Annotated in this window: 9 protein-coding genes and 1 tRNA gene; 6 read left to right on the forward strand and 4 right to left on the reverse strand. The window is 39.8% G+C overall.

The features are described 5' to 3' along the window. The 3 genes from GO495_RS02945 to GO495_RS02955 all read left to right on the forward strand — a co-directional run bounded on the left by GO495_RS02945 (position 1) and on the right by GO495_RS02955 (position 6,179). Positions 1-2,811, forward strand: a complete 2,811-nt coding sequence (locus GO495_RS02945) for a TonB-dependent receptor (protein WP_157298200.1) — start codon at positions 1-3, stop codon at positions 2,809-2,811. A 1,282-nt stretch (positions 2,812-4,093) separates the two neighbouring features. Next, entirely contained in the window at positions 4,094-4,693 is a 600-nt protein-coding gene (locus GO495_RS02950; protein ID WP_157298201.1) for a hypothetical protein, read from the forward strand. Positions 4,694-4,700: 7 nt separating this feature from the next. Continuing rightward, a complete protein-coding gene (locus GO495_RS02955; protein WP_157298202.1) occupies positions 4,701-6,179 on the forward strand; it encodes a glycosyltransferase family protein in 1,479 nt (492 codons plus the stop codon). 219 nt (positions 6,180-6,398) lie between these two features. Here GO495_RS02955 and GO495_RS02960 read toward each other — a convergent pair whose 3' ends face one another. From GO495_RS02960 to GO495_RS02975, 4 genes are all read right to left on the reverse strand, one after another. Beyond that, complete coding sequence (locus GO495_RS02960; RefSeq protein WP_157298203.1) at positions 6,399-6,884, reverse strand: hypothetical protein; 486 nt, start codon at positions 6,882-6,884, stop codon at positions 6,399-6,401. Continuing rightward, the gene (locus GO495_RS02965; RefSeq protein ID WP_170302623.1) at positions 6,881-11,359 is read right to left on the reverse strand and encodes a DUF6443 domain-containing protein; all 4,479 of its coding nucleotides are present in this window, start codon (positions 11,357-11,359) and stop codon (positions 6,881-6,883) included. Before GO495_RS02965 ends, GO495_RS02960 begins: the two co-directional genes overlap by 4 nt. 14 nt (positions 11,360-11,373) lie before the next feature. Continuing rightward, complete coding sequence (locus tag GO495_RS02970; RefSeq protein WP_157298204.1) at positions 11,374-14,547, reverse strand: hypothetical protein; 3,174 nt, start codon at positions 14,545-14,547, stop codon at positions 11,374-11,376. Between the two features lie 619 nt (positions 14,548-15,166). Continuing rightward, positions 15,167-15,240, reverse strand: a tRNA-Asp gene (locus GO495_RS02975). 200 nt (positions 15,241-15,440) lie between these two features. Between GO495_RS02975 and GO495_RS02980 the strand changes: the two genes are divergently transcribed. The 3 genes from GO495_RS02980 (at position 15,441) to GO495_RS02990 (ending at position 20,910) form a co-directional block, all read left to right on the forward strand. Next, positions 15,441-16,031, forward strand: a complete 591-nt coding sequence (locus tag GO495_RS02980; RefSeq protein WP_157298205.1) for an RNA polymerase sigma factor — start codon at positions 15,441-15,443, stop codon at positions 16,029-16,031. Positions 16,032-16,100: 69 nt separating this feature from the next. Next, positions 16,101-17,261 (forward strand): FecR domain-containing protein, encoded by a 1,161-nt coding sequence (locus GO495_RS02985; protein ID WP_157298206.1) that lies wholly within the window; start codon positions 16,101-16,103, stop codon positions 17,259-17,261. A gap of 289 nt (positions 17,262-17,550) precedes the next feature. Further along, complete coding sequence (locus tag GO495_RS02990; RefSeq protein WP_157298207.1) at positions 17,551-20,910, forward strand: TonB-dependent receptor; 3,360 nt, start codon at positions 17,551-17,553, stop codon at positions 20,908-20,910.

Genomic DNA, 20,910 nt, shown 5'->3' on the forward strand with positions numbered 1-20,910 from the left:
ATGAAATCTATAAAGTGGGTTATTGTTGGAATATTATTTAGCTGTGCTGTGCATGCGCAAAGCAAAGATTCCCTGCATATAGGAAAGATCTCAGGGATTGCTTTTGATTCTTCTCATAACTATGTACTGAAGAACGCCAGTATTGCTGTTTACAATAGCAATAAGGAACTTATTACCTTTACAATGAGTAATAACCTGGGTGAATTCGTATTGCAACAATTACCCGTTAATCAAAATATCAGGCTTGTCATTTCTTATGTCGGATATCAACCTTTTATAAAGGAAATGTTTCTGAATAGGAAAAATGATACTATAGACCTTCACTATCTAAATGTAATACCAGGCGATAACAACCTGCATGAAATAGTCATCGCCGGAATTCCCCCTGTGCGAATGAACGGAGATACCCTGGAGTTCAGTGCAGATGCATTTCACCTGGACAAGAACGCAGTGGCAGAAGACTTGCTCACCCGTTTACCTGGTGTAACCTTGTGGGGAGATGGTACAATCACAGTAAATGGTAAAACTGTATCCCACGTATTGGTAGAGGGAAAACCTTTCTTCGGTGGGAGTACCGTTGTTGCAACCCAGAATATACCTAAAGATGCGATTGATAAAATCCAGGTCTATCAGAAAAATAAACGTGAAGACAATCCTAATCCTTTTGATTCTGTTACAGAAATGAATATACAGCTTAAAGCAGATAAGAAAGCAGGACGGTTTGGAAAAGTGTCAGCAGGGTATGGAACCAGAGATACTTACGAAGGTGACTTAAGTATGAATTTCTTTTCGCCTGCTACGCAATTCGGGATCATAGGAGCAGCCAATAATACCAATAAAACAGCAGGTAGTGTTGGACAGCTAATGGAGAACAGTACTTTCAAAGGACGTCAGGCGAACATCGACTATCAGCCGGATTTCAGTAGAAGTGGCGTTAATAAGGCAATCGCCAGTGGTTTAACATATAACCATAATTTTACGCACATACTTACTGATAAACCTCATATATTGATGGATAACATTGGGGGAGATTATTCCTTCAGAGATAACCGCACCAACAACCGGTCCGCAAGTACCACATTGATGACGTTTGGCGCTGATAGTACGCTCACCCAAAAATCAAATGGAACCAATGAAAGCCTGCAGATCACACATGACCTTTCATTACATAAGCTGAAGATTCATAAAGGAAATAAGATTGGTCTGGAATTTACTCCCAGCGCTTCAATTACACAGAATGATAATACTTACAATACTTCGGCTTCCAGTACGTCGAATAAGAATGATCTGCTAAGTATCAGCAATACAACGTCGAACACCCATACCGGATCCGGCCGCTATACAGCAAACACTCAGTTTAATGACAAACTGAAAAATGGTTCAGAGCTGTTGGTATATCATTCTGTCAATTATCAGCATAGTGATAATACACTATCCTCTTTATCATCATTTAAATCTTACACTAATCAATCTGCCAATCAGCAGATTGATCGTAGTGCAAAATACATTACATCCAATTTGCAGCAGCAACTGAATGTAACCTGGCAAAACATTTCACCGCTTATTTTCGGATATGGACATTTTATGTCTACAGTAAATATTGATCTGTATAATGAACTATACCAGACAACTGAGTCCAATGATAACCATGTAAATGATAAAGATACACTGACGAAGAACTTCCTGGCAAATACCTATCTGACTTATAATAACAGGCTTAATGTTATTAATGAAAATCCAAACATCAGGATAGCCAAAACTTTTAGCAGGATATTAGCCGATAGGTATTCAAAGTCTTTGGAAGTCGTTTTAATTGCTACAGTGCAATTCTATATTCAACAAAATCACTCATCCCATTCGTTCCAGGAATATAAAAGGGATTATAACGCATTTGTACCTTACTTAGGATTTCGTTATGAAAATGATCAGTTTGGGCGGCACCGAAACAGTATTAACATGGACATCAAGCGTAGTTATCAATATGCTACGACTGATATGCTTTACCCTATAGTAGATAGCACTAATTTTTATTACCGTACCGAAGGAAATCCATCCCTTAAGCCGGCAGATAATAATGTACTGTCATTAAAGTATGATCACACCAGTAAGAAAATTGATTATACATTCAATGTAACAGAGACTGTGACCGGCAATTACCTGGGTAGTAGTTCCTATGTCAATGAGAGTGGTATGACTGTCAATAAAACAGTCAATTTAAATGGAAGAAGGAGACTTGAAGTGAACGGGGTAGCGAAAAAGAATTTTAAATTAAGTAAACTTAACCAGTTACAGGTCTCTGATGAAGCTGTTTATTCTAATGATCGTATACCCAATTATCTGAATAATGTATTAAATACTTCCATTACGGATATGTTAAGCAACAAGGTGACACTTTATTTCAGTCATCTGGATAAACTCGCGCTTAATTTATCTCAGAATGTTTCTCATTATACTTCTGTCCAGCAAGGCTTAGATAATGCGAGGATAAAAAACCTTTCTTTGAATACTGTACTAAGTGCCAGCTATAACCTGACAAAGAAATGGTATATCGGCAGTAATTTAACCAGTAACAGGTTCTCTTCTTCAGCGGCGGCCCCTGTTAATTTTAATATCTGGAATGCCAGTACAAGTTACCGATTGTTGAAGGGGAGTAACCTTGAACTTAAACTGGCAGCCCTGGACATATTAGGTCAGAATAAAAATGTTGCTAACTATGGTAATAGTTATACTGTAACCCAGACAGTTAATAACGTTCTTCAACAATATTTTATGCTAACGGTTTCTTACTTCCCACGGAAGTTTGGAAAATGATCATTATAAATAACCCGACCATGAACTATATGCCACCTCTTAAAGTAGCCTGCTGCTGCATTTTTTTTCTGGCTGTTGCATACATATATCATCCCATCATGCATATGAGTTTCTCGATCATTGATGACCCCTGGATGCTATTGGTAAATAAATATACGCATCCTGCTGACTTCGGAGCACAGTATTTTAAGGCGGTTTTTACAAGGATTAATGATATACAATATTCTCCCGTTAATACGTTGTACTATGCACTGATCTATCGCGTTAATAAGTTTGATCCTTATTTTTTTCATTTATTTAATGTTGTTCTCCATCTGTGCAATGCTTTGATGATCTTATTAGTGTCTGAAAGAATCCTTCAATTGTTTGATATAGATCATCGTAAAATCATTAGCATTATCACAGCTATGATTTGGTGTATACATCCAATTAATGTAGAACCAGTGATATGGGTATCAGGTTCCAAGATTCTGTTGTGTACCTTATTTTCGCTGCTCTCTTTTTATGGTTTCCTATTGGCTTTTTCCCGTGGAAAGTCTATACACTGGCTGATTTGTATAGTCTGTTTCATTATATCCATGTTCATAAAGGAGCAAGGAATGATGACTCCTTACATGTTCATACTTTTTATCCTGGCCTATAAATTGAGATTTCCCGATCAGCAATGGAGCGTATTATTCAAATCTTATCCGGTTTATTTCATACTGATTGTTATGTCAGTTACATTTTGTTTGTTCACCGTCTTCAAGGTTAATGAAGTTGAGACCAGCAATTTCAAACCTATCGCTACTTATCCGTTGCTTCAGCGGATCTTATTATGTTTCTTTTGTTTAAGGTTTTACCTGGTTAATCTGATCTTTCCTGTTAATCTTCATTATCATTATCCATTTCCTATAAGACCTTACGATCCAGTGCCACTAAGCTTTTACGCCTTCCCTTTGATGTTTGTACTGTTCTTTATATGCCTTATTCTTTATATCTGGAAAAGCAAAAATTTTCCATTCATTTTTCTTTGTGTAGGAATATTACTGATACAACTGTCATTGGAATTACAGATCATTCCTATGACAAGGCCAGCTATCATGGCAGACAGATATATGTACCTGCCATCCTTTAGCCTCATCCTGTTGGCTGTTTCCTGGAGTGTAAACAGCTTGTACAAGAAGATTCACCATTTTCTTCCCAAAAGGTTGCTTCTGATGTTTGTACTTATCCTTTTTTTCTTTTTTGTTACATACAGTGAGCAGTTGGTATTTAACTGGTCACAATTCAATATTGTAAAATGAGTAAAGATAAAAAGCTAATCACTGTTTTGTCAGGTATATCCATTATCGCCACTATGATGGCAGTTGCTGGTTTTCTTGGGAGGGGGCGAGCTACTGCTCCTGTTGTAGTGAGAATGTCACAGGATACCTTAAGCCCTGATCTGGTCAAAAAGAATGAGAAGTTATGGGATAATTATCCAGATCTTGTAATTGGGAGCAGAAGGGTTACATTGGATAATGGAACTCTTGCAGAGATAGGGGTAGACGATAGTATCATACTTCATAAAAGGGATATATTATTTTTCAGATGTCATTTTGGAGCAAATATGCAGGACACCGTGTTAGCAAAACAACTATTAGATGAAATCATCCATTCTAATAGAAAGATTACGGTTCTGCTTGATAAGTTTTCCGCTGATTTTTTAAAACAGATAAAGCTAATAGATGCGTATCTACCTGTTTCCATTGTTCTTCTCAGAGATCTTCCTGTTAATATTGAACGGGTTAAAATTTCTTTCTTTTTTAAGATAGATGAGACCGAGAAACTGGAAGATCTGTTCTTCCCTAAAGTGGCCATGGAGGAAGTAACACATAAATATCTCTTAAACGCTAATTAACCCGAAAATGAATACTGTTCAAAGGAGAACTCTTTATTTTATAATAGCTGCCATCATTTATTACATAACGGCGTTCAATGCCACAGGTTATTATAATCCTGATGAACATTTCCAGATTTTTGAGTTTGCAGCTTTAAAAATACCGGGAAATGGAATAGAACGAATGCCCTGGGAACATTTGGAAATGATGCGTTCTTCTTTTCAGCCATGGATCGCTTATTGCCTGATCGTAGTATGCCGTAGTTTTCATGTAAGCGATCCTTATCTGATAACATTAATATTGCGTGTCTTTACTGCAACCCTTTCGTTAACAGCCATTGCATTATTTTTTAACCGGTATAAATCAGTATTTAAAGGTAAGTGGGCAGATGTGTTCCTATTGTTATTCCTGTTCCTGTGGTTTCTGCCCTATATTAATGTAAGGTTTAATTCCGAAAGCTGGTCTGGCATCTTTATCCTGCTGGGAGTATCTCTTATCCCACCCGATCGTGAAATGAAGCACCTGAATATAGTGGGATGTGGTTTACTGTGCGGAATATCCTTCTTATGCAGATTCCAATGTGGTATTATCGTATTATCCTTATCCATCTGGCTTGTTTTAAATAAGATCAAACCAGGGTATATCTTCATTTTTTACCTTCCCTTTTTATTGATCATTGCGGGAGGAACTTTTCTGGATAAACTTTATTACAATCAATGGACCTTTGCTCCATGGAACTATGTGAGGGCAAATATTATTAACGATGTAGCTTCCCAGTTTGGCACCACCTTCTGGTTATTGTATGTGAAGGATATTGTATATGCTTCTGTAATACCAGTAGGAATCTTTGTTATTATTTTTTATATACTTTATGCAGCCGTTTATCCGGGTGCGATGTTCTTATGGATAACGCTGCCTTTTGTACTGATCCATTTATTGATCCCGCATAAGGAACTACGTTTTATCTTTCCTATTCTGAACCTGTTACCTTTTATAATTGTAAGGGGAATGGAGGCGGTTGAAAGGATCTATCGATCATTTATTCATCATTATCGTAAGCCGCTGATAACAGTTGGGTCGGCATTATTAATGTTAAATCTGACAGCGCTTATAGTCATGACTTATACCCCTCCATCCGGAGGAAGAATCGGGATTACCCAATTTGTATACGATAATTATAGAAATAAGAATATCAGGTTATTCCATTTGGGAATGGAAGAAGAAAATCCTTACGAGCCTTTTTCATTTCTGAGCCAGTCCTTTTATTATAATCCACATATAAAAAGTATCATCCTGAATGACTCATCGGTTACTTCCCTTAATGGAAATGTGCCGGATTCATTGACATTTATTGTATTAAGAGGTCAGACCGGACGAAGGTTTATTGATAATAAGAATGTAAGGTTGATCAGGAGAGGGTATCCATTAATAGCAGAAAAGATAGTTGGATGGTATTCTAACGAGATGAACATGGGAGAATACTTTTTATATGAAAAGAAAGATTAATGGCTGCGTTTCGGAAAGTTTTTTATGATCCCAACTTCATTTAATGCTAAACAAAAAAAACTCCAAATCTTTCGACTTAGAGGCTTTAAAGCTTGCGGGCTACCGGGGACGAAGTTCGAACCGGTTTGTAGATGATTTATCTGAAATTCAGGTATTTATTGGAGAAATTGATTTAAAACAGGTTAAAAGCTCCTGACTTAGCCAGGAGCTTTAACCTATCTATTGGAAATCCGCGGGAAGTCCCATCTGTTTTTTCACAACAAGAAAACCTTGAGGTACTTTCCGGAAAGTATACGAAAAACCGTATACATACTGGAATTCTAAGGAACCTTTAGTTACTTTTTCAATTTTATTACATATTACACCAATCCGATAATTTCCGTCTACTTCCTGGATAGGAAGAAATTCAATTACATGATGACCAATCAATGAATGGGAAGCAATAAAATCTCCATTTATAAATCTTACCCGTGCCTGGTTCTTTTTACTCCTAACTCTTTTAGGAAGAAACCCTGTTTTGAGAAAGCGGATTTCGTCAACTTGGTTGAAGCGCTGCTCTACAAACACTTGAATGTCTTTTATCATCAATTTATATGGATGACGAGTTATAATACTTGAATCATTAGGCGAAACTGCCCTAGAAGGAACAGCCTTGAATAAAATAATGAAAACCAGTAAAAATTTTATCATTTCTGTAAGTCTCATTTTATACCAATTTTAAAAAATACTTCAAATGAAATAGTGAGAATCGTTCCCCCACTGTTATATATTCTTACATGCTGATCTCTGGCACCTAGCACAAAATGATTCCCTTTTACTGCAGCGGCTCCCGATCGATTTTCCATGTCTTTTGCAGTAGGCAGGTCTCCATGATTAGGCTTTGAAGCATCCTCATCGCGAATATTACTTGGCTCTTGGTCAAAACGATATATCTTGAATTCCGCTTGATCTGAATTATAATGGTAGACTACACCTTCAGGATGTACATGGTACGTTCCTTCAACCTCATCTAAAAATAAACCATTGGGATCTTCTCCACTATATGGATCCACGTTGGCCTCTTTCGCTACTAACATATCGGCATAAGCCCCTGGTTTTGCCGGGATAGCAATCTGTACACCAAGTCTTTTGCCATACATACCCCCTTCCTCATGAAACCCACCATATTTATCATCTTTACTTGGCAAGGATGATCGTTTAATAGCTGCTTTCATCTCTTCTCTTACATTTTCTCCCGGAATTTCTACAGCTGAATTAAGTGAACCCTTATTGACATGTCCTTCACCATTTTCTCTGTTACTAACACTAATGACTGCCTTATCTTTTTCCGATGTAACCACATATATCTTACCATCATCAACTCCATCAGACCCCAGTTTAGTATTGTTCATGTCATAAAAATCTCCAGGATCCATACCATCCGGGTCAATAAACCTGATAGGGTTACCGAAAGCGTAATTATACGGACTAAACCTTCTCATTTTGTCAGCTAATGGATCTAATACCCACCAACGGCCTAACTGAGGGTCCTGCATTCTTGCGCCATAATCGTATAATTCCAGACCACTCCCATCTTTAAACTCTCCAATCTGCAATTCTTTTCCGTTATACTTAATTTTGTTTTCAGGATAAGTGGCACTTTTAAGCGCTTTTGAAGAGATACCTGCCATTGTCAATCCATAGGGGTAGTAATGTGTGTTTTCCAGTAGCGGTCCGGTAGTATGCGCAACTAACAAATTGTCAAAATATACATTATCTCCGCTTTCATTACTGGTATAAATATAAATAAATCCTGTCTTTTTCATCACCATTCTCGATGTCCCAAGCATCTGCAAAACATCAGGAGATTGCTGAACCTGTTTCACACCGCTGTTTTCATTCACAATATTAAACTGATCATCAAACATGGCATAGTTCAAATAAGCTTTAGGTTTCAACGGATTATTCTGATCTGCATTATTATTCTTTATTGCCTGATAAATACTACTGTTAAAACGGGAGTTGATAGCCGAGTTGGCCCCTGTGGCATTATGTGCACCATCATTCAGGCCTGTTCGGCTTATAGCCTGTAATAGAGAGTTCAGCATCTGTTCAGGTGTTGCATAGGCATTACTCTGTGTACCTCCACTTTTGTAAAAAGAAGTAACACCTATCTGAATAGTATCTCCGGCCATTACACGTAATACCAGTGAAGGTCCTATTTTCTGGCCATTATTTGCATTCAATAAAGCCACACTTTGATTAGAACTTGTTGTGTTATCAGCTGGGTAACCTGCAGGTAATGGTACTCTTGTTGATTCAATGTTACTAAATAGTGCATTTTCCATTCCGGACACAGCTGTTTCCATGGTTGCGGCGTACAGGCTGGTATCACTTCGTGTTCCTAACACGACTCTGGTATTACCCAGATGATCTTTTTCAAAATAATCATAAGTAAAACTTAATGGCAGCCCTGTTTTATAAACGGGCCTTATTCGTCCTTCTTCCTGGGCAATTAATTGTAAACTGTCTTGTACGTAGACAAACCCTCCTATATAATTTGTAACTGTGACTTTAGGAACACTAAATGTGCTGTCAGTAACAATCTTTTTTAATTTAGTCCCAATAGCATCATATTGATAACTAATATTACCCTTACCAATAAAACTGATGGTTGTTGGCCGGTTCAGATAGTTATAGGTAATATTACCGATTCCCTTGTTCAAATCCTGAATAAGATTTCCATTTACGTCGTACTTATAATCGTTGGCACTACGATTCAGATCTAAAAAATCTCCAAGTTTTGTTGCCGCTGTACTACTTGTATCTGAATCTGCTACAGCTGTTAACTGATTTCCGGATGAATAAGAATAAGTGAGTTGATCAATTGCGCTGATTCTGATTCCATTCATTCCTTTCTGAGTCATGTTTTTTATATTCCCGTTAGCATCGTATTGAAGGTTGCTTACGGAGAAATCTATTGTATCCCGTGTCCAGGCAATTGAATTGGTATTTTGCTGGGTAAAATCAGCTATTACTACTCGATTGGTACTATCGTAGTTGTAACCATATGCACGGGCTATATCATCAGCCCTGCTCTTCCACTTAGTACCAGCGATATTACCATTGTACTGATTCGAAGTAAATCCATTGTCATAGTTCAGCTCCTCGCCAAACCAGTTTGTACTGCTACCTGGTGTATTTACATATGGTCTGTTTATACCAAGTAACCAACCCCGCATATTATAAACATAAGTTAGTGAATCTATTTGGGAGCTACCTATCACTCCTATTCGTTTTTGCTTAAGTTGACCAAGTTCATAGTAGGAATTTGATGTAATTGTTTTCCTTTGAGTAGAATCATCATTCAATTGCCTTTTTGTTTCTAGCAATCGTCCTGCAAAATCGTAAGACATCATGCTTAATAGGGTTGTCTGGGGGGTTACTCCACTGCGCGGATTTTTATGGCGCAGATAGCTACTAAGTAGCTTTCCGTTAAAGTCGTACAGATTAGTTACAATATCTTTGCCTCCGGCAATATTGTCCGCAATAACCTGCGACACACGACCCTTATCATCATAATAAGTTGTTGTCGTTATCCATTGATCCGAGTCAAGTACCCTCACCTTTGTTCCCGTTAACAAACCATTTGTTAAATTGCCTGGAGCAGAAGACAGATACTCTGGATATGGATTATTACCCGCCTGAGGCTTGTTAATATCTCCATTTTCATAGCTGAAAACCCCGGCATAATTATAATTATCATAAAATGTATAAGTAAGAGGAGTAAGTAAGTTAGGGTCCAGTGCTGGTAGAGGATTTGTGACAGTTAGTGTAGTGCTTCCCTGTGTACTGGCAGGATCAATTGTAGCAGTAAATGAGGCTCCTTCCCCTGAATCAAATCCGTCCTGGAAAGTAATACTTGAGGTAGCTGTATAAGCTACACCGCCATCATAATTTGCAAGGACCAGGTCCGCTATTCCCGGAAATGTATAACCAATATTCTGTGTACCGGAATTAACTGTATTTAAGCTCGTCTGCAATGCCGTCTGCGTAGTATTTGATTTGTAAATTGCAGTCATTGTAGGCCGGTTAAAATCATCATAGAAATTAACCATCCATTCCTGGGGATTTTTTAATCTTTGTACACCATCCTGTGCAAATACTAATCTGTCGCGTGTATCATATACCATATAATTTTCTGCTGCTCCTGGTAATTTTTTCCAGTTGATACGCCTGTGGTCATCATACCGGTACTCGAAACACAGATCGGATATAATGGCTGCGCTTACAACCCATCCTGCTACCATGCATTTCTCAGCTGCAAGAGGTGGAATTACAAAACGTAACTCTCCTATATCATCATAGATGTAATAAGTATTTAACCAGCCGACGTGAGCGTTACCAGGGGTATTAGATAATTTCACTTTTTTTAGTACTACATGCTCATCCTTATCCTTATACTCTATCACCTGGTTATTTGCTTCATCAGTTATCACATTCTTAAATAATGTTCCTGCAGCATAAATTCCTCCCGCACTAATCGTATTACTAACAATGTTCCATACTCTTACAGAGTCTGAGGCATCGTTTATGAGATACTGCTTCGTTCCTGGACGGTTTCCGCCTGTTTTTGCCCAGCTGTTCCCAGGTGAATACACTTTAGATACTCTGTTTAGCGGGGATGGTTCGTATTCTGTTTCCTCATAAAAAATGCTGTCTCCTGTCATTCCTGGATTAAGGCCAGCGTCTTTATAAAAGGAACGTTGATTAACAAATGGAGTGGATTTGAATTTCCCATCGTTTGTATTACCTGTCTGTTGAGCATATGGGTGATATTTATATTGTATCCGTCCGTAAGTGTCATATAACACAGTTTCTACCAGGTCATTTCCTGTTGCGCTTATACCCTTGGAAACTGTTTGATATATCCGTCCCAATCCATCAAAATATTGCGTCAATTGTTTTACATCCGCAACAGTTGTACCCGCTGATTTTACAGTAGAGGTATCGGTCAACGGCTTATATGGAGTCCATGTCCTTACATAGTTAACGGTTGTATTAGTATAGGGGGAAGGAAGCGTTACAGGTGCAGCCGAAATCTTTACCGTATCTCTGGGCTTAATCTGTGCATAAGTAACAATAGAAAGGCTGTACAGAATAAGAGTGCTTGTAAGCCTGAATAACATATGATATCTCATAAAATAATCTTCAATTATTGATTGACAGGAACCTGATACTGATAATCATAAAACTTAAGGATTTTGCCGTCATTGTCTTTGACGACCTTCAGTCTGCCCTGGCTGTCAAATAGATAATAAAGTGCTCTTCCTTTTGAATTTACAGAAGTTGTCATTCCTATCCACGGTATGAAAGTATAGGTATTCACAAAGCCTCTGCCTACAAGGCCGTTACGCACTTTGGTCACTTCATCTTTAATTGTCTGATCTGAGGGTAGTGCACTATTTACCAGGTTAGTATTGAGATAAGATATAGCGTCTGCATAGTTCACGCCTACCACCTTCGCTATGGGATATTTGTTCTTGTATCCCCATATATAGGATTCGACTACTCCATTGGCTTTTACAAGTTGCTGAAGATTACCGAACGTATCATATTTCTGATAAGTTGTTTTAATAATAGAATTAGATGTACCTGACTTTTCTTCTACGGAAGAAGGTAATGGAAGCTGCCCAAAAAGTAAGTAATTTGTTTTATCATTTTTAACGAACTGATTGCTTCGATATTGATCCTCCTGAATAATTGGAAGTATATTTCTGCTGACCATAGTATCATAAACTGGCGTTCCTGCAAAATCCTGGGGGTATTTTCTCAATAGTTGAATTAATCTTCCTTTACTGTCCAAAGATGCAATTGTAGTTGGCTGTACATGATCAAGATTGGCATAGGAATATTGAACACTATCAATTAAAGTTTGATTATTACCGCCATAATAGAACTTCTTTTGCTGGTCCAGCCTTACCCATGTGCTTTTACACTCAAAAGTCTCATAAATAAATTCTGCCGGAAATGTAAGTCCCGCATTTGATAATTCCGTCTTAAGGTATCTTAATCTGAAATTAGGCACTAATTCTTCATGTTCCTGGGGATACCCTGGTGTTAACATTGCCTGTGGATGAAAATTTGTTTTATAAACAGCTTGTTCTTTTTCTACTACGATCCAGCTGGTTGTAGCTGGATTATACTGTTCTGTTATGCTTTCAATTTGTTTCCCTCTGCACCATTCAGGAGTTCCAGGTACAGAAATATCTCCAATTAAGTCAGATGGTTTAATAGAGAATTTATATTTCTTCCTGCCTACCAATCCCAATGAATCTTTTTTCACCGTTACGTATTGGTATCCAATAGGATTTTCATTGAGATCAGTTCCAAGATCCGGATAAGAGGAGGAAGACAGCACATTATAAGAGCACTCTGTAAAAGATGAAGCACTCGCCGTCCTGGTATAAAAAGAATTAATAAGACCTGGCGATTTATGTGTATAGGTTATACTTGACTTAGTCGTGTTGGGAATATTATAATCATAAAAAGTACTTTTTTCAGCTCCGGTGGTGCTTATATCTGTCATTTTGGCAATCCTGACTCCACCAACAATAACAACTTCTTTCGTGTTATAAGTACTATCAACTGTGCTACTGATGCCAATTGATTTAACAACATTTGCATTAGTGTTGTTGATAGCAATTATATAAGTACCATTGTTAAGTGCCCGGGAAAGGCTATTAAACCCTGGGGTTGTTAAAGATAATATCGTACCATCAGGGTATTGAATACTGCCTGTAGAACGATCTGTACTGCTTTCGGAAACATAGTAGGATATAGTACAATTTCTGCTGATACCACTAAGTACGACAGTATCTCTGAAAGACCTTCCCAGCCCTGTTCCAGTATACCCGAGGTATAGCGTTTTTGTCACCGCGGCTGTATGCTGTACAAACTGAGAATCGGTATGAGGCTCATAACGAAATGATGTACTTCCCCCTGTAGGGTACATCATTTTCTCAAGTAAAAATGCAGTTTTGAAGTTGCTGATAGATGTTCTGTTGGCTCCCCTTCCATCGGGATAAAGTTCTTTGGGTATTAAAGAGGTATTTGCATTTTTCTGATTATAATATCCCCATAAATCCTGTGCAAAAGACAAACGTGCAGGTAACAACTCGCGTTCATTATAATTAAAAACATAGCTTCCTACACCTTCTTCGCTCACACTAGTGAGTTTCAATCTTGAGTTTAGAGACTGATCGTCAATTGACTGAGTAGTATTATAAGCCTGAGTTCTAAAGTAATCATGACTCAATGTAAACCGTTTTTGCAATACGGAATTACAATAAACCTCAATACTTTTCAGCCTGTTACCATATCTTATATTGTCAAGAGCGATGTCTTCTCTTGTTGTTATATCATAATTAAAATTTATAACGAGCGAACTATCATCAAATGTAATTGTCTTAAGTCGACGCTGTTGACTTAAGCTGATCATTTGACATAGTCTGTCTTTAGAATCAAGCAGGGAACATTGACCACTGGGCTGGCTGGCAGGAGATACATATCTTGTCTCATCCATGCCTACCGGATATTTTAGATCAATAGATTCATAAGAAAAGTTAATCTTCCTGCCATTTGCAGTTGTAATCTGAGATAGACTGCTGCCAGTGATATTATTAGTGCTGGAGCCCCTTAAATTACTAACTCCTACAGAGCAACGTTGTGTAGTAGAGATCGTTTCCGGATCAGCAAAAACATATTCTACACCTTTAGTATCCCGGATACGGTATCCATTCTGTTTTGTTATTTTTAGGTTGCTATAAGGAACCTGAATTATTCTTGTAAGATCATTGTTCATGAAGAATTTTCCCGAATAATCACCTACCGTGTAATAATAAATATCCTGCTCTGTATCATAATTGTTGTCAATCATAAATTTGGCCCATTCATAATCACTTCTACCTCCACCTGTGGGTAATGTCTGATCATCAGGAGAAAAATCATTATAATTCGCGAGGACATAACGGTTAGCGAGGTTATCGGATCTTCCTCTCACACTTATTGCAATATTACCGCCTGCGAATAATGACCAACCTAGTCCTACAGCACTTGACATTTCATCTACCTTAAACCCCGATGCATTGTATTTGAGTGATATCGGCAATGAAAAATTATCAACTGATATCGTATATATGGGTATACCTATATTAGGCACCCCATTAAAGAGATTTGACTGAATATCTCCATATTCCGCAATCTTTGCTACATCAGGAGTGGGGGGAACTACTACTATATTATTAGGAGTACCATCATCCCCTTTCTGACCATAACTATAAATGGCTATGATGAGTATATTAAAAACCATTAAACCAAATGTCTTCATGCCAATTTATATTTTCTGTTAATTATCATTATTGAAATTTTTATACGCGAAGCCTTTTGATCATCTTTATGATGAAATGCAGCAGTTATTGAAATTGGAAAATTTCTCTTCTTAATTGAAGTGACATGATGAGTTACACATAAAAAGATATAGGCAACGAACAATGCAGGTATAATAAGGAACATACTGATTAGAATATAGGGCAAAACTGTCAATCTAAAAGTTGTACATAGCCAACAGGGCAAAAATATTTATCCTTCCTGATGAATGCAATAACACATTCGTTTATGATGGTCGGATAAGCCTCTGATTTTGATTTACTTTGCAAAATCTTTTACAGGGTCATATACTATAACTCTTTTCGCATGACAGTGACAGTAATAAATGCTTATTATACTCTTTCTTATGGTCACTGCTTTCGAGTTCGAATATCAAATACACAGTATAAATTCCAAGTTTTACTTCTGCGGTGAACATTGAAATAGCTGCCAGTTGCTCAGCGTTTTTTAGATATTTCTGACATTATAGTGTACCGCTTTCAACTTGATCCAACAAAGTGATAATCCGATCAGACTAAACAAAAGCCTTCAAATCTTTCGACTTGAAGGCTTAAAGCTTGCGGACCAGACGGGACTCGAACCCGCGACCTCCGCCGTGACAGGGCGGCATTCTAACCAACTGAACTACTGATCCTTCCCGTTTTGGGATTGCAAATATTGGATAAATATTTCAATCACGCAAATAAATTTATTTCCTTTTAAAAGAGCATGTAAAAATTGTAATTGACAAGGTCAAAACTGTACATTTATAATACATGCAGTTATGGGAAAAGCAGCTGTAAGGGACATTTTCTTTAGTTTTACAGCCTGGGGTAGCTTAAATGTTCAATTGATATGGATCGTATGCCGTTGGAGGAAGAGGTATTGTTAAGGATGAAGCAGGGGGATGAGTCAGCATTCACAACTATTTACCGGCATTATCACTCTTCGCTTTATATATACCTGTTACGGTTTTGCAAGATCCCTTCCCTTGCAGAAGATCTTGTTCATGACGTTTTTCTGAAAGTATGGGAGATAAGGGACCGCATTAACCCTGAATTGTCCTTTACGGGATACCTGTACCGCATTGCGCGTAATCATGTCATTAAAACGATCGATAAACTCGCTACCGACCAGCTACTGAGAGAACAACTGTTTAGTCAGCTCGATGAACCTGCTGATGCTCATCCTGAACAACTCATTAGAGCGAAAGAATACGACCGCCTCTTTCATGAAGCGCTTACACATATGCCTCCCCAACGCCTGAAAGTATTTACCCTCTGCCGGCAGGAAGGAAAAAGTTATGAGGAGGCCGCTGAAATCCTGGGCGTTTCCCGCAATGCCATCAAAAAACACATGGTCCTGAGTATGCGTTTTATATACGATTATGTACACCGCTATGGTGATATCCTCCTGGCCGTATACCTGGTCAGAAAGTTTTTTTAACTTTTTTTTAAGAAGAGGGTACCCTATCTCCTTATTTCCGGATATTATATATACAGATACTTGTCACCTATGTCTCAATCCACGGAGCATTACGAAAAATTATTGCAGAAGTACCTTGATGGTCAATGTAGTATGGCTGAAACTGAAGAGTTATACGCCTGGCTGCAGACCTCTTCCTCCCATCGTTCCCTGCTGGTTACCATGCAGCGCGAATTTGAACAGGCCATGAACAACCGTCATGAAATACCGGCGGAACTGAGTGACAGGATTGAAAAGCGCCTGCTGGAAGAAATCACCCATCATAAGATCGTCAAAATCAACCGTTGGCGCTGGGTCGCTGCTGCGGCAGTCGTTCTCCTGATAGGGGGGATTTACTTTTTACGCTCCACTACTTCTATTTCTCCGGAAATTCCCCCTGTTGCATTAAATACATCTAAAGATGTGGCCCCGGGTACCAATAAAGCTATACTCACCCTGGCCAATGGGGATGTGGTTACGCTGGACAGTACCGGTAACAGGGTGATTACACAGGGGAAAACAGTTGTAAGGCAGAAGAACGGTCAGTTGCAATATGCTGCACAGAGCAATGGAGATGCGGTGGTATATAATACGCTGACAGTGCCAAGGGGCGGCCAGTTTAATATCGTATTACCGGATGGCAGCCATGTATGGTTAAATGCAGCCTCCAGCCTTAAATACCCTACTGCTTTTAATGGTACACAGCGCAAGGTGGAAATACAGGGGCAGGGATACTTTGAAGTGACTAAAAATACAAAACAACCCTTCTTTGTGAGGGTAAACAATATGGAAGTGCAGGTGCTGGGTACCAGCTTCGACATAATGGCCTACACCGATGAGAAAAGCATAAATACTACGCTTGTGGAAGGAGCCGTAAATGTACACCAGGGGAGTATCTCCCAGCGCTTACAGCCTGGTCAGCAGGCCGTGTTAGACCCGGTTACAGGGGCTATCACCGTGCATCCGGCAGATGTAGACCAGGTGATTGCCTGGAAAACAGGCTTCTTTGAGTTTGATAATGCACCGCTGTCAGATATTATGCGTCAGCTTTCAAGATGGTACGATATCGATGTCAACTATAATCAGGCGAATGATAGCCGGCTTTTTGGGGGGCGTATCAGCAGAAGCCTTCCGCTGTCCGATATTCTGCATATGCTGGAAGCAAACGGACCTAAATTCTTATTGTCAGGAAGAAAACTTATTGTGAAATAAAATCTGTACTACGCTGGATCCACGTACGGCGGGGGCAGGGATATTAATTAATAAAAAAGTAAAACGTTATGGTAAAAACAACTGATACAAATTAAAGGAGCAGTGTGTCCACAAAAAACCGGAAGCGCTTGCAACACTTCCGGCGTAATAGCCTGGTCATACTGAAAACCCACAACCCGTTAGAATTATTGATCTTCTAATTCCCAAACACTACAAAAGTATGTATTTAAACTTTAGTGGTAGGACTTCCTGTTACCGGAAGTGCTTATCAACCAAAATTGTCCACGTTATGAAACTGACAACCTTTTTGTTGCTTGCAGTTTGCTTGCAAATCAGCGCAAAAGGAGTATCACAGCAAATCTCTATCTCTGAGAAAAAGGTGCCTATCAGAAAGATTCTCAGGGAAGTATCCCGTCAGGCCGGGGTTTCTATTATATATGATGAGACCTTACTGGCAGGCGCCCGTCCTGTAACTATAGATGTGAAAAATGCAAGTGTGAAGGAGGTACTGGACCTTTGTCTTTCAAATCTGCCTTTATCTTATTCTATAGACGGTTCAAGGATCATTGTACAGCGCCTGGCGGAAGACAGGAAAGCGGCTGCTGATACTACCATCACGATTACCGGCCGTATCACGGACGAAGGCGGTGGGGCATTACCCGGCGCTACCGTGCGTATAAAAGGTGGCGTTAGCGGTACTGTAACCGATGTTGCCGGTAAATACAGCATCAGGGTAGCGGGTACCGGCGTTGAACTGGTGTTCAGCGCGGTAGGGTACACCACCCTCACCCGCGTTGTAAATGACCGTATTATCAACGTTAAATTAGAAATCTCCCAGACCGCCTTAACAGAAACTGTTGTGGTAGGTTATGGTGTGCAAAAGAAAAGTGTAGTGACCGGCGCTATCTCCAGCGTAAAAGCTTCTGACCTGGAAAGTCAGCCCGTTACCCGCCTGGAACAGGCATTGCAGGGCCGTACTTCCGGCGTGACCATTGCTTCCAGCTCCGGCCAGCCAGGTTCCGGTTCTTCCGTGAGGGTAAGAGGTATTACCACCTTTAACAATAACGATCCTTTGTGGGTGATAGATGGTGTGGTGGTTGATAATGGCGGTATAGGCTACCTGAACCAGTACGATATCGAATCTATAGAAGTACTGAAAGATGCTGCTTCCCAGGCTATTTATGGGGCACGTGCTGCTGCCGGTGTTATCCTGGTGACTACCAAAAAAGGGAAAGCGGGTAAATTGACCGTAAGCTATAATGGCTACTACGGTACTTCCGAACCTGCCCGTAAACTGAAACTGCTGGATGCTACCCAGTACGCTACACTGAGGAATGAAGCCTCTGTTGCCGGCGGTGGTGGCATCGTTTATGCAGATCCAAAGTCATACGGTAAGGGGACCGACTGGCAGGCACAAATCTTCAACAACAGTGCCATGAGACAGAACCATGAAGTGAGCGTAAGTGGTGGTAATGATAAATCTACCTTCTACAGCTCTTTCGGTTACCTGAAACAGGATGGTATCGTAGCTACTGATATCTCTAAATATCAAAGAGTAAACCTGCGCCTGAACTCAACGCATAAACTGTCGCAATACGTTACTTTCGGTGAGAATGTAGGATACGCTTATGATAAGGCATTAGGTGTAGGTAACACCAACAGTGAGTTTGGTGGCCCTTTAAGTTCCGCTATCAACCTCGATCCTATTACGCCGGTAGTAGTCACTGATCCTGCTGTTGCGGCAGCGGCTCCTTATAACAATGCAGGCATTCGCAGGGATGCAAATGGCAATCCTTATGGTATTTCCAGTGCAGTAGGACAGGAGATCACTAACCCCCTGGCCTATATTTCTACCCGCCTGGGCAACTATAACTGGTCGCACAACATCGTAGGTAATGCTTACCTTGAAATAGCGCCTGTCAAAGGATTGAAACTGCGTTCCACCATTGGCTCCAAGATCGCTTTCTGGGGTGGTGAATCATATACTCCCATCTCTTACCTTAACTCATCTACGATCTCTTCCCGTACTTCTTTTAACCGTAGTACGAACCAGGGTTACAACTGGAACCTGGAAAATATCGTTTCCTATACAAAAGGATTCCGGAAACATAATTTTACTTTACTGTTAGGACAGGGTGCGTACATGGATAACCGTACCAAGGCTATCAACGTTACCTTCAATGATGTTCCGGCAGATAATTTTGATGATGCTTCCCTTAACTTTAAAGTGGCATCAGACAAACGTGTCTCTGATGGTAGTGAAGGTGCTGACCACAGGATTTCTTCCCTGTTCGGTCGTATCGATTATAACTATGATGAGAAATACCTGTTTGAAGGTATTATGCGCCGTGATGGTTCTTCCCGCTTCGGTGCCAATAACAAATACGGTGTGTTCCCTTCCTTCTCCATGGGTTGGGTTGCTTCCCGTGAGAAATTCTTCCCGCAGACAGACATCGTGAGTTTCCTGAAAATCCGCGGTGGATATGGTGTGGTTGGTAACGATAATATCGGTGACTTCGCCTACCTGTCAACCATAGGCAGTGGCAGAAACTATGCTTTCGGCAACTCCGGTAGTTACCAGATAGGATACAGTCCTAATGCACCTTCCAATCCGGACCTTAAATGGGAATCTACCAGTCAGACCAACGTCGGTTTTGAAGCTACTGTTTACCGCGACTTCATCGTAGCTTTCGACTGGTTTAAGAAAACGACCAAAGACATTCTGCAGAACCCGCGTATCCCTGCTTATGTAGGCGCTATTTCCAATCCTGCTGCCAACGTAGCCAATATGGATAATACCGGTGTGGAACTGGAACTGGGATATCATAAAACTTTAGGGGATGTAACGTTATCCCTGAATGGTAACGTTTCTTATCTGAAGAATAAAGTGACAAATTTAGGTAGAGGAGTGAGCTACCTGTCAGGTGGACAAAACTTCCAGTCAACCAGTTATCCTATTACCCGTACAGCGCTGAATCAGCCGCTGAACAGCTTCTTTGGATGGAAGACAAAAGGCATTTTCCAGACACAGTCAGATATAGATAATTATACAAATAAGGCAGGTCAGAAGATTCAACCGAATGCAGTACCTGGTGATTTCCGTTGGGAAGATACAAATGGAGATGGTCAGATCACAGAAACAGACCGTCAGTTCATTGGTAACCCAACGCCAAGCTGGACATACGGTTTTACTGCCAATGCAGGATACAAAGGATTTGATGTGGTAGTATTCATACAGGGCGCTGCCGGTAATAAAATATTCCAGGGCTTGCGCCGTCTGGATATCCAGAATGCCAACTGGCAGACAAAAGCACTGGGACGCTGGACTGGCGCCGGTTCTACCAATGACTATCCAAGGTTAACCATTGATGATAAGAACAGAAACTTCACTAACCCTTCTGATTTTTATCTGGAAGATGGCAGCTATTGCAGAATCAAATCTTTGCAGCTGGGATATACCATATCCAACACCCTCACAAAGAAAGTAGGTGTAGATAGATTCCGCGTTTACCTGATGAGCGAAAACCTGCTGACATTCACCAAATACACCGGTTATGATCCTGAAATAGGTGGTGGCGTATTTAGTATTGACAGGGGGATCTATCCTCAGGCACGTTCTTTCATGTTGGGTGTAAACGCCAGTTTCTAA

Source organism: Chitinophaga oryziterrae (genome assembly GCF_009758125.1).
Taxonomy (GTDB): domain Bacteria; phylum Bacteroidota; class Bacteroidia; order Chitinophagales; family Chitinophagaceae; genus Chitinophaga; species Chitinophaga oryziterrae.

Excerpts from the sequence above, each read along its gene's own strand:
- GO495_RS02945 (WP_157298200.1), top strand. The coding sequence starts at position 1 with ATGAAATCTATAAAGTGGGTTATTGTTGGAATATTATTTAGCTGTGCT.
- GO495_RS02950 (WP_157298201.1), top strand. The coding sequence starts at position 4,094 with ATGAGTAAAGATAAAAAGCTAATCACTGTTTTGTCAGGTATATCCATT.
- GO495_RS02955 (WP_157298202.1), top strand. The coding sequence starts at position 4,701 with ATGAATACTGTTCAAAGGAGAACTCTTTATTTTATAATAGCTGCCATC.
- GO495_RS02960 (WP_157298203.1), bottom strand. The coding sequence starts at position 6,884 with ATGAGACTTACAGAAATGATAAAATTTTTACTGGTTTTCATTATTTTA.
- GO495_RS02965 (WP_170302623.1), bottom strand. The coding sequence starts at position 11,359 with ATGAGATATCATATGTTATTCAGGCTTACAAGCACTCTTATTCTGTAC.
- GO495_RS02970 (WP_157298204.1), bottom strand. The coding sequence starts at position 14,547 with ATGAAGACATTTGGTTTAATGGTTTTTAATATACTCATCATAGCCATT.
- GO495_RS02980 (WP_157298205.1), top strand. The coding sequence starts at position 15,441 with ATGGATCGTATGCCGTTGGAGGAAGAGGTATTGTTAAGGATGAAGCAG.
- GO495_RS02985 (WP_157298206.1), top strand. The coding sequence starts at position 16,101 with ATGTCTCAATCCACGGAGCATTACGAAAAATTATTGCAGAAGTACCTT.
- GO495_RS02990 (WP_157298207.1), top strand. The coding sequence starts at position 17,551 with ATGAAACTGACAACCTTTTTGTTGCTTGCAGTTTGCTTGCAAATCAGC.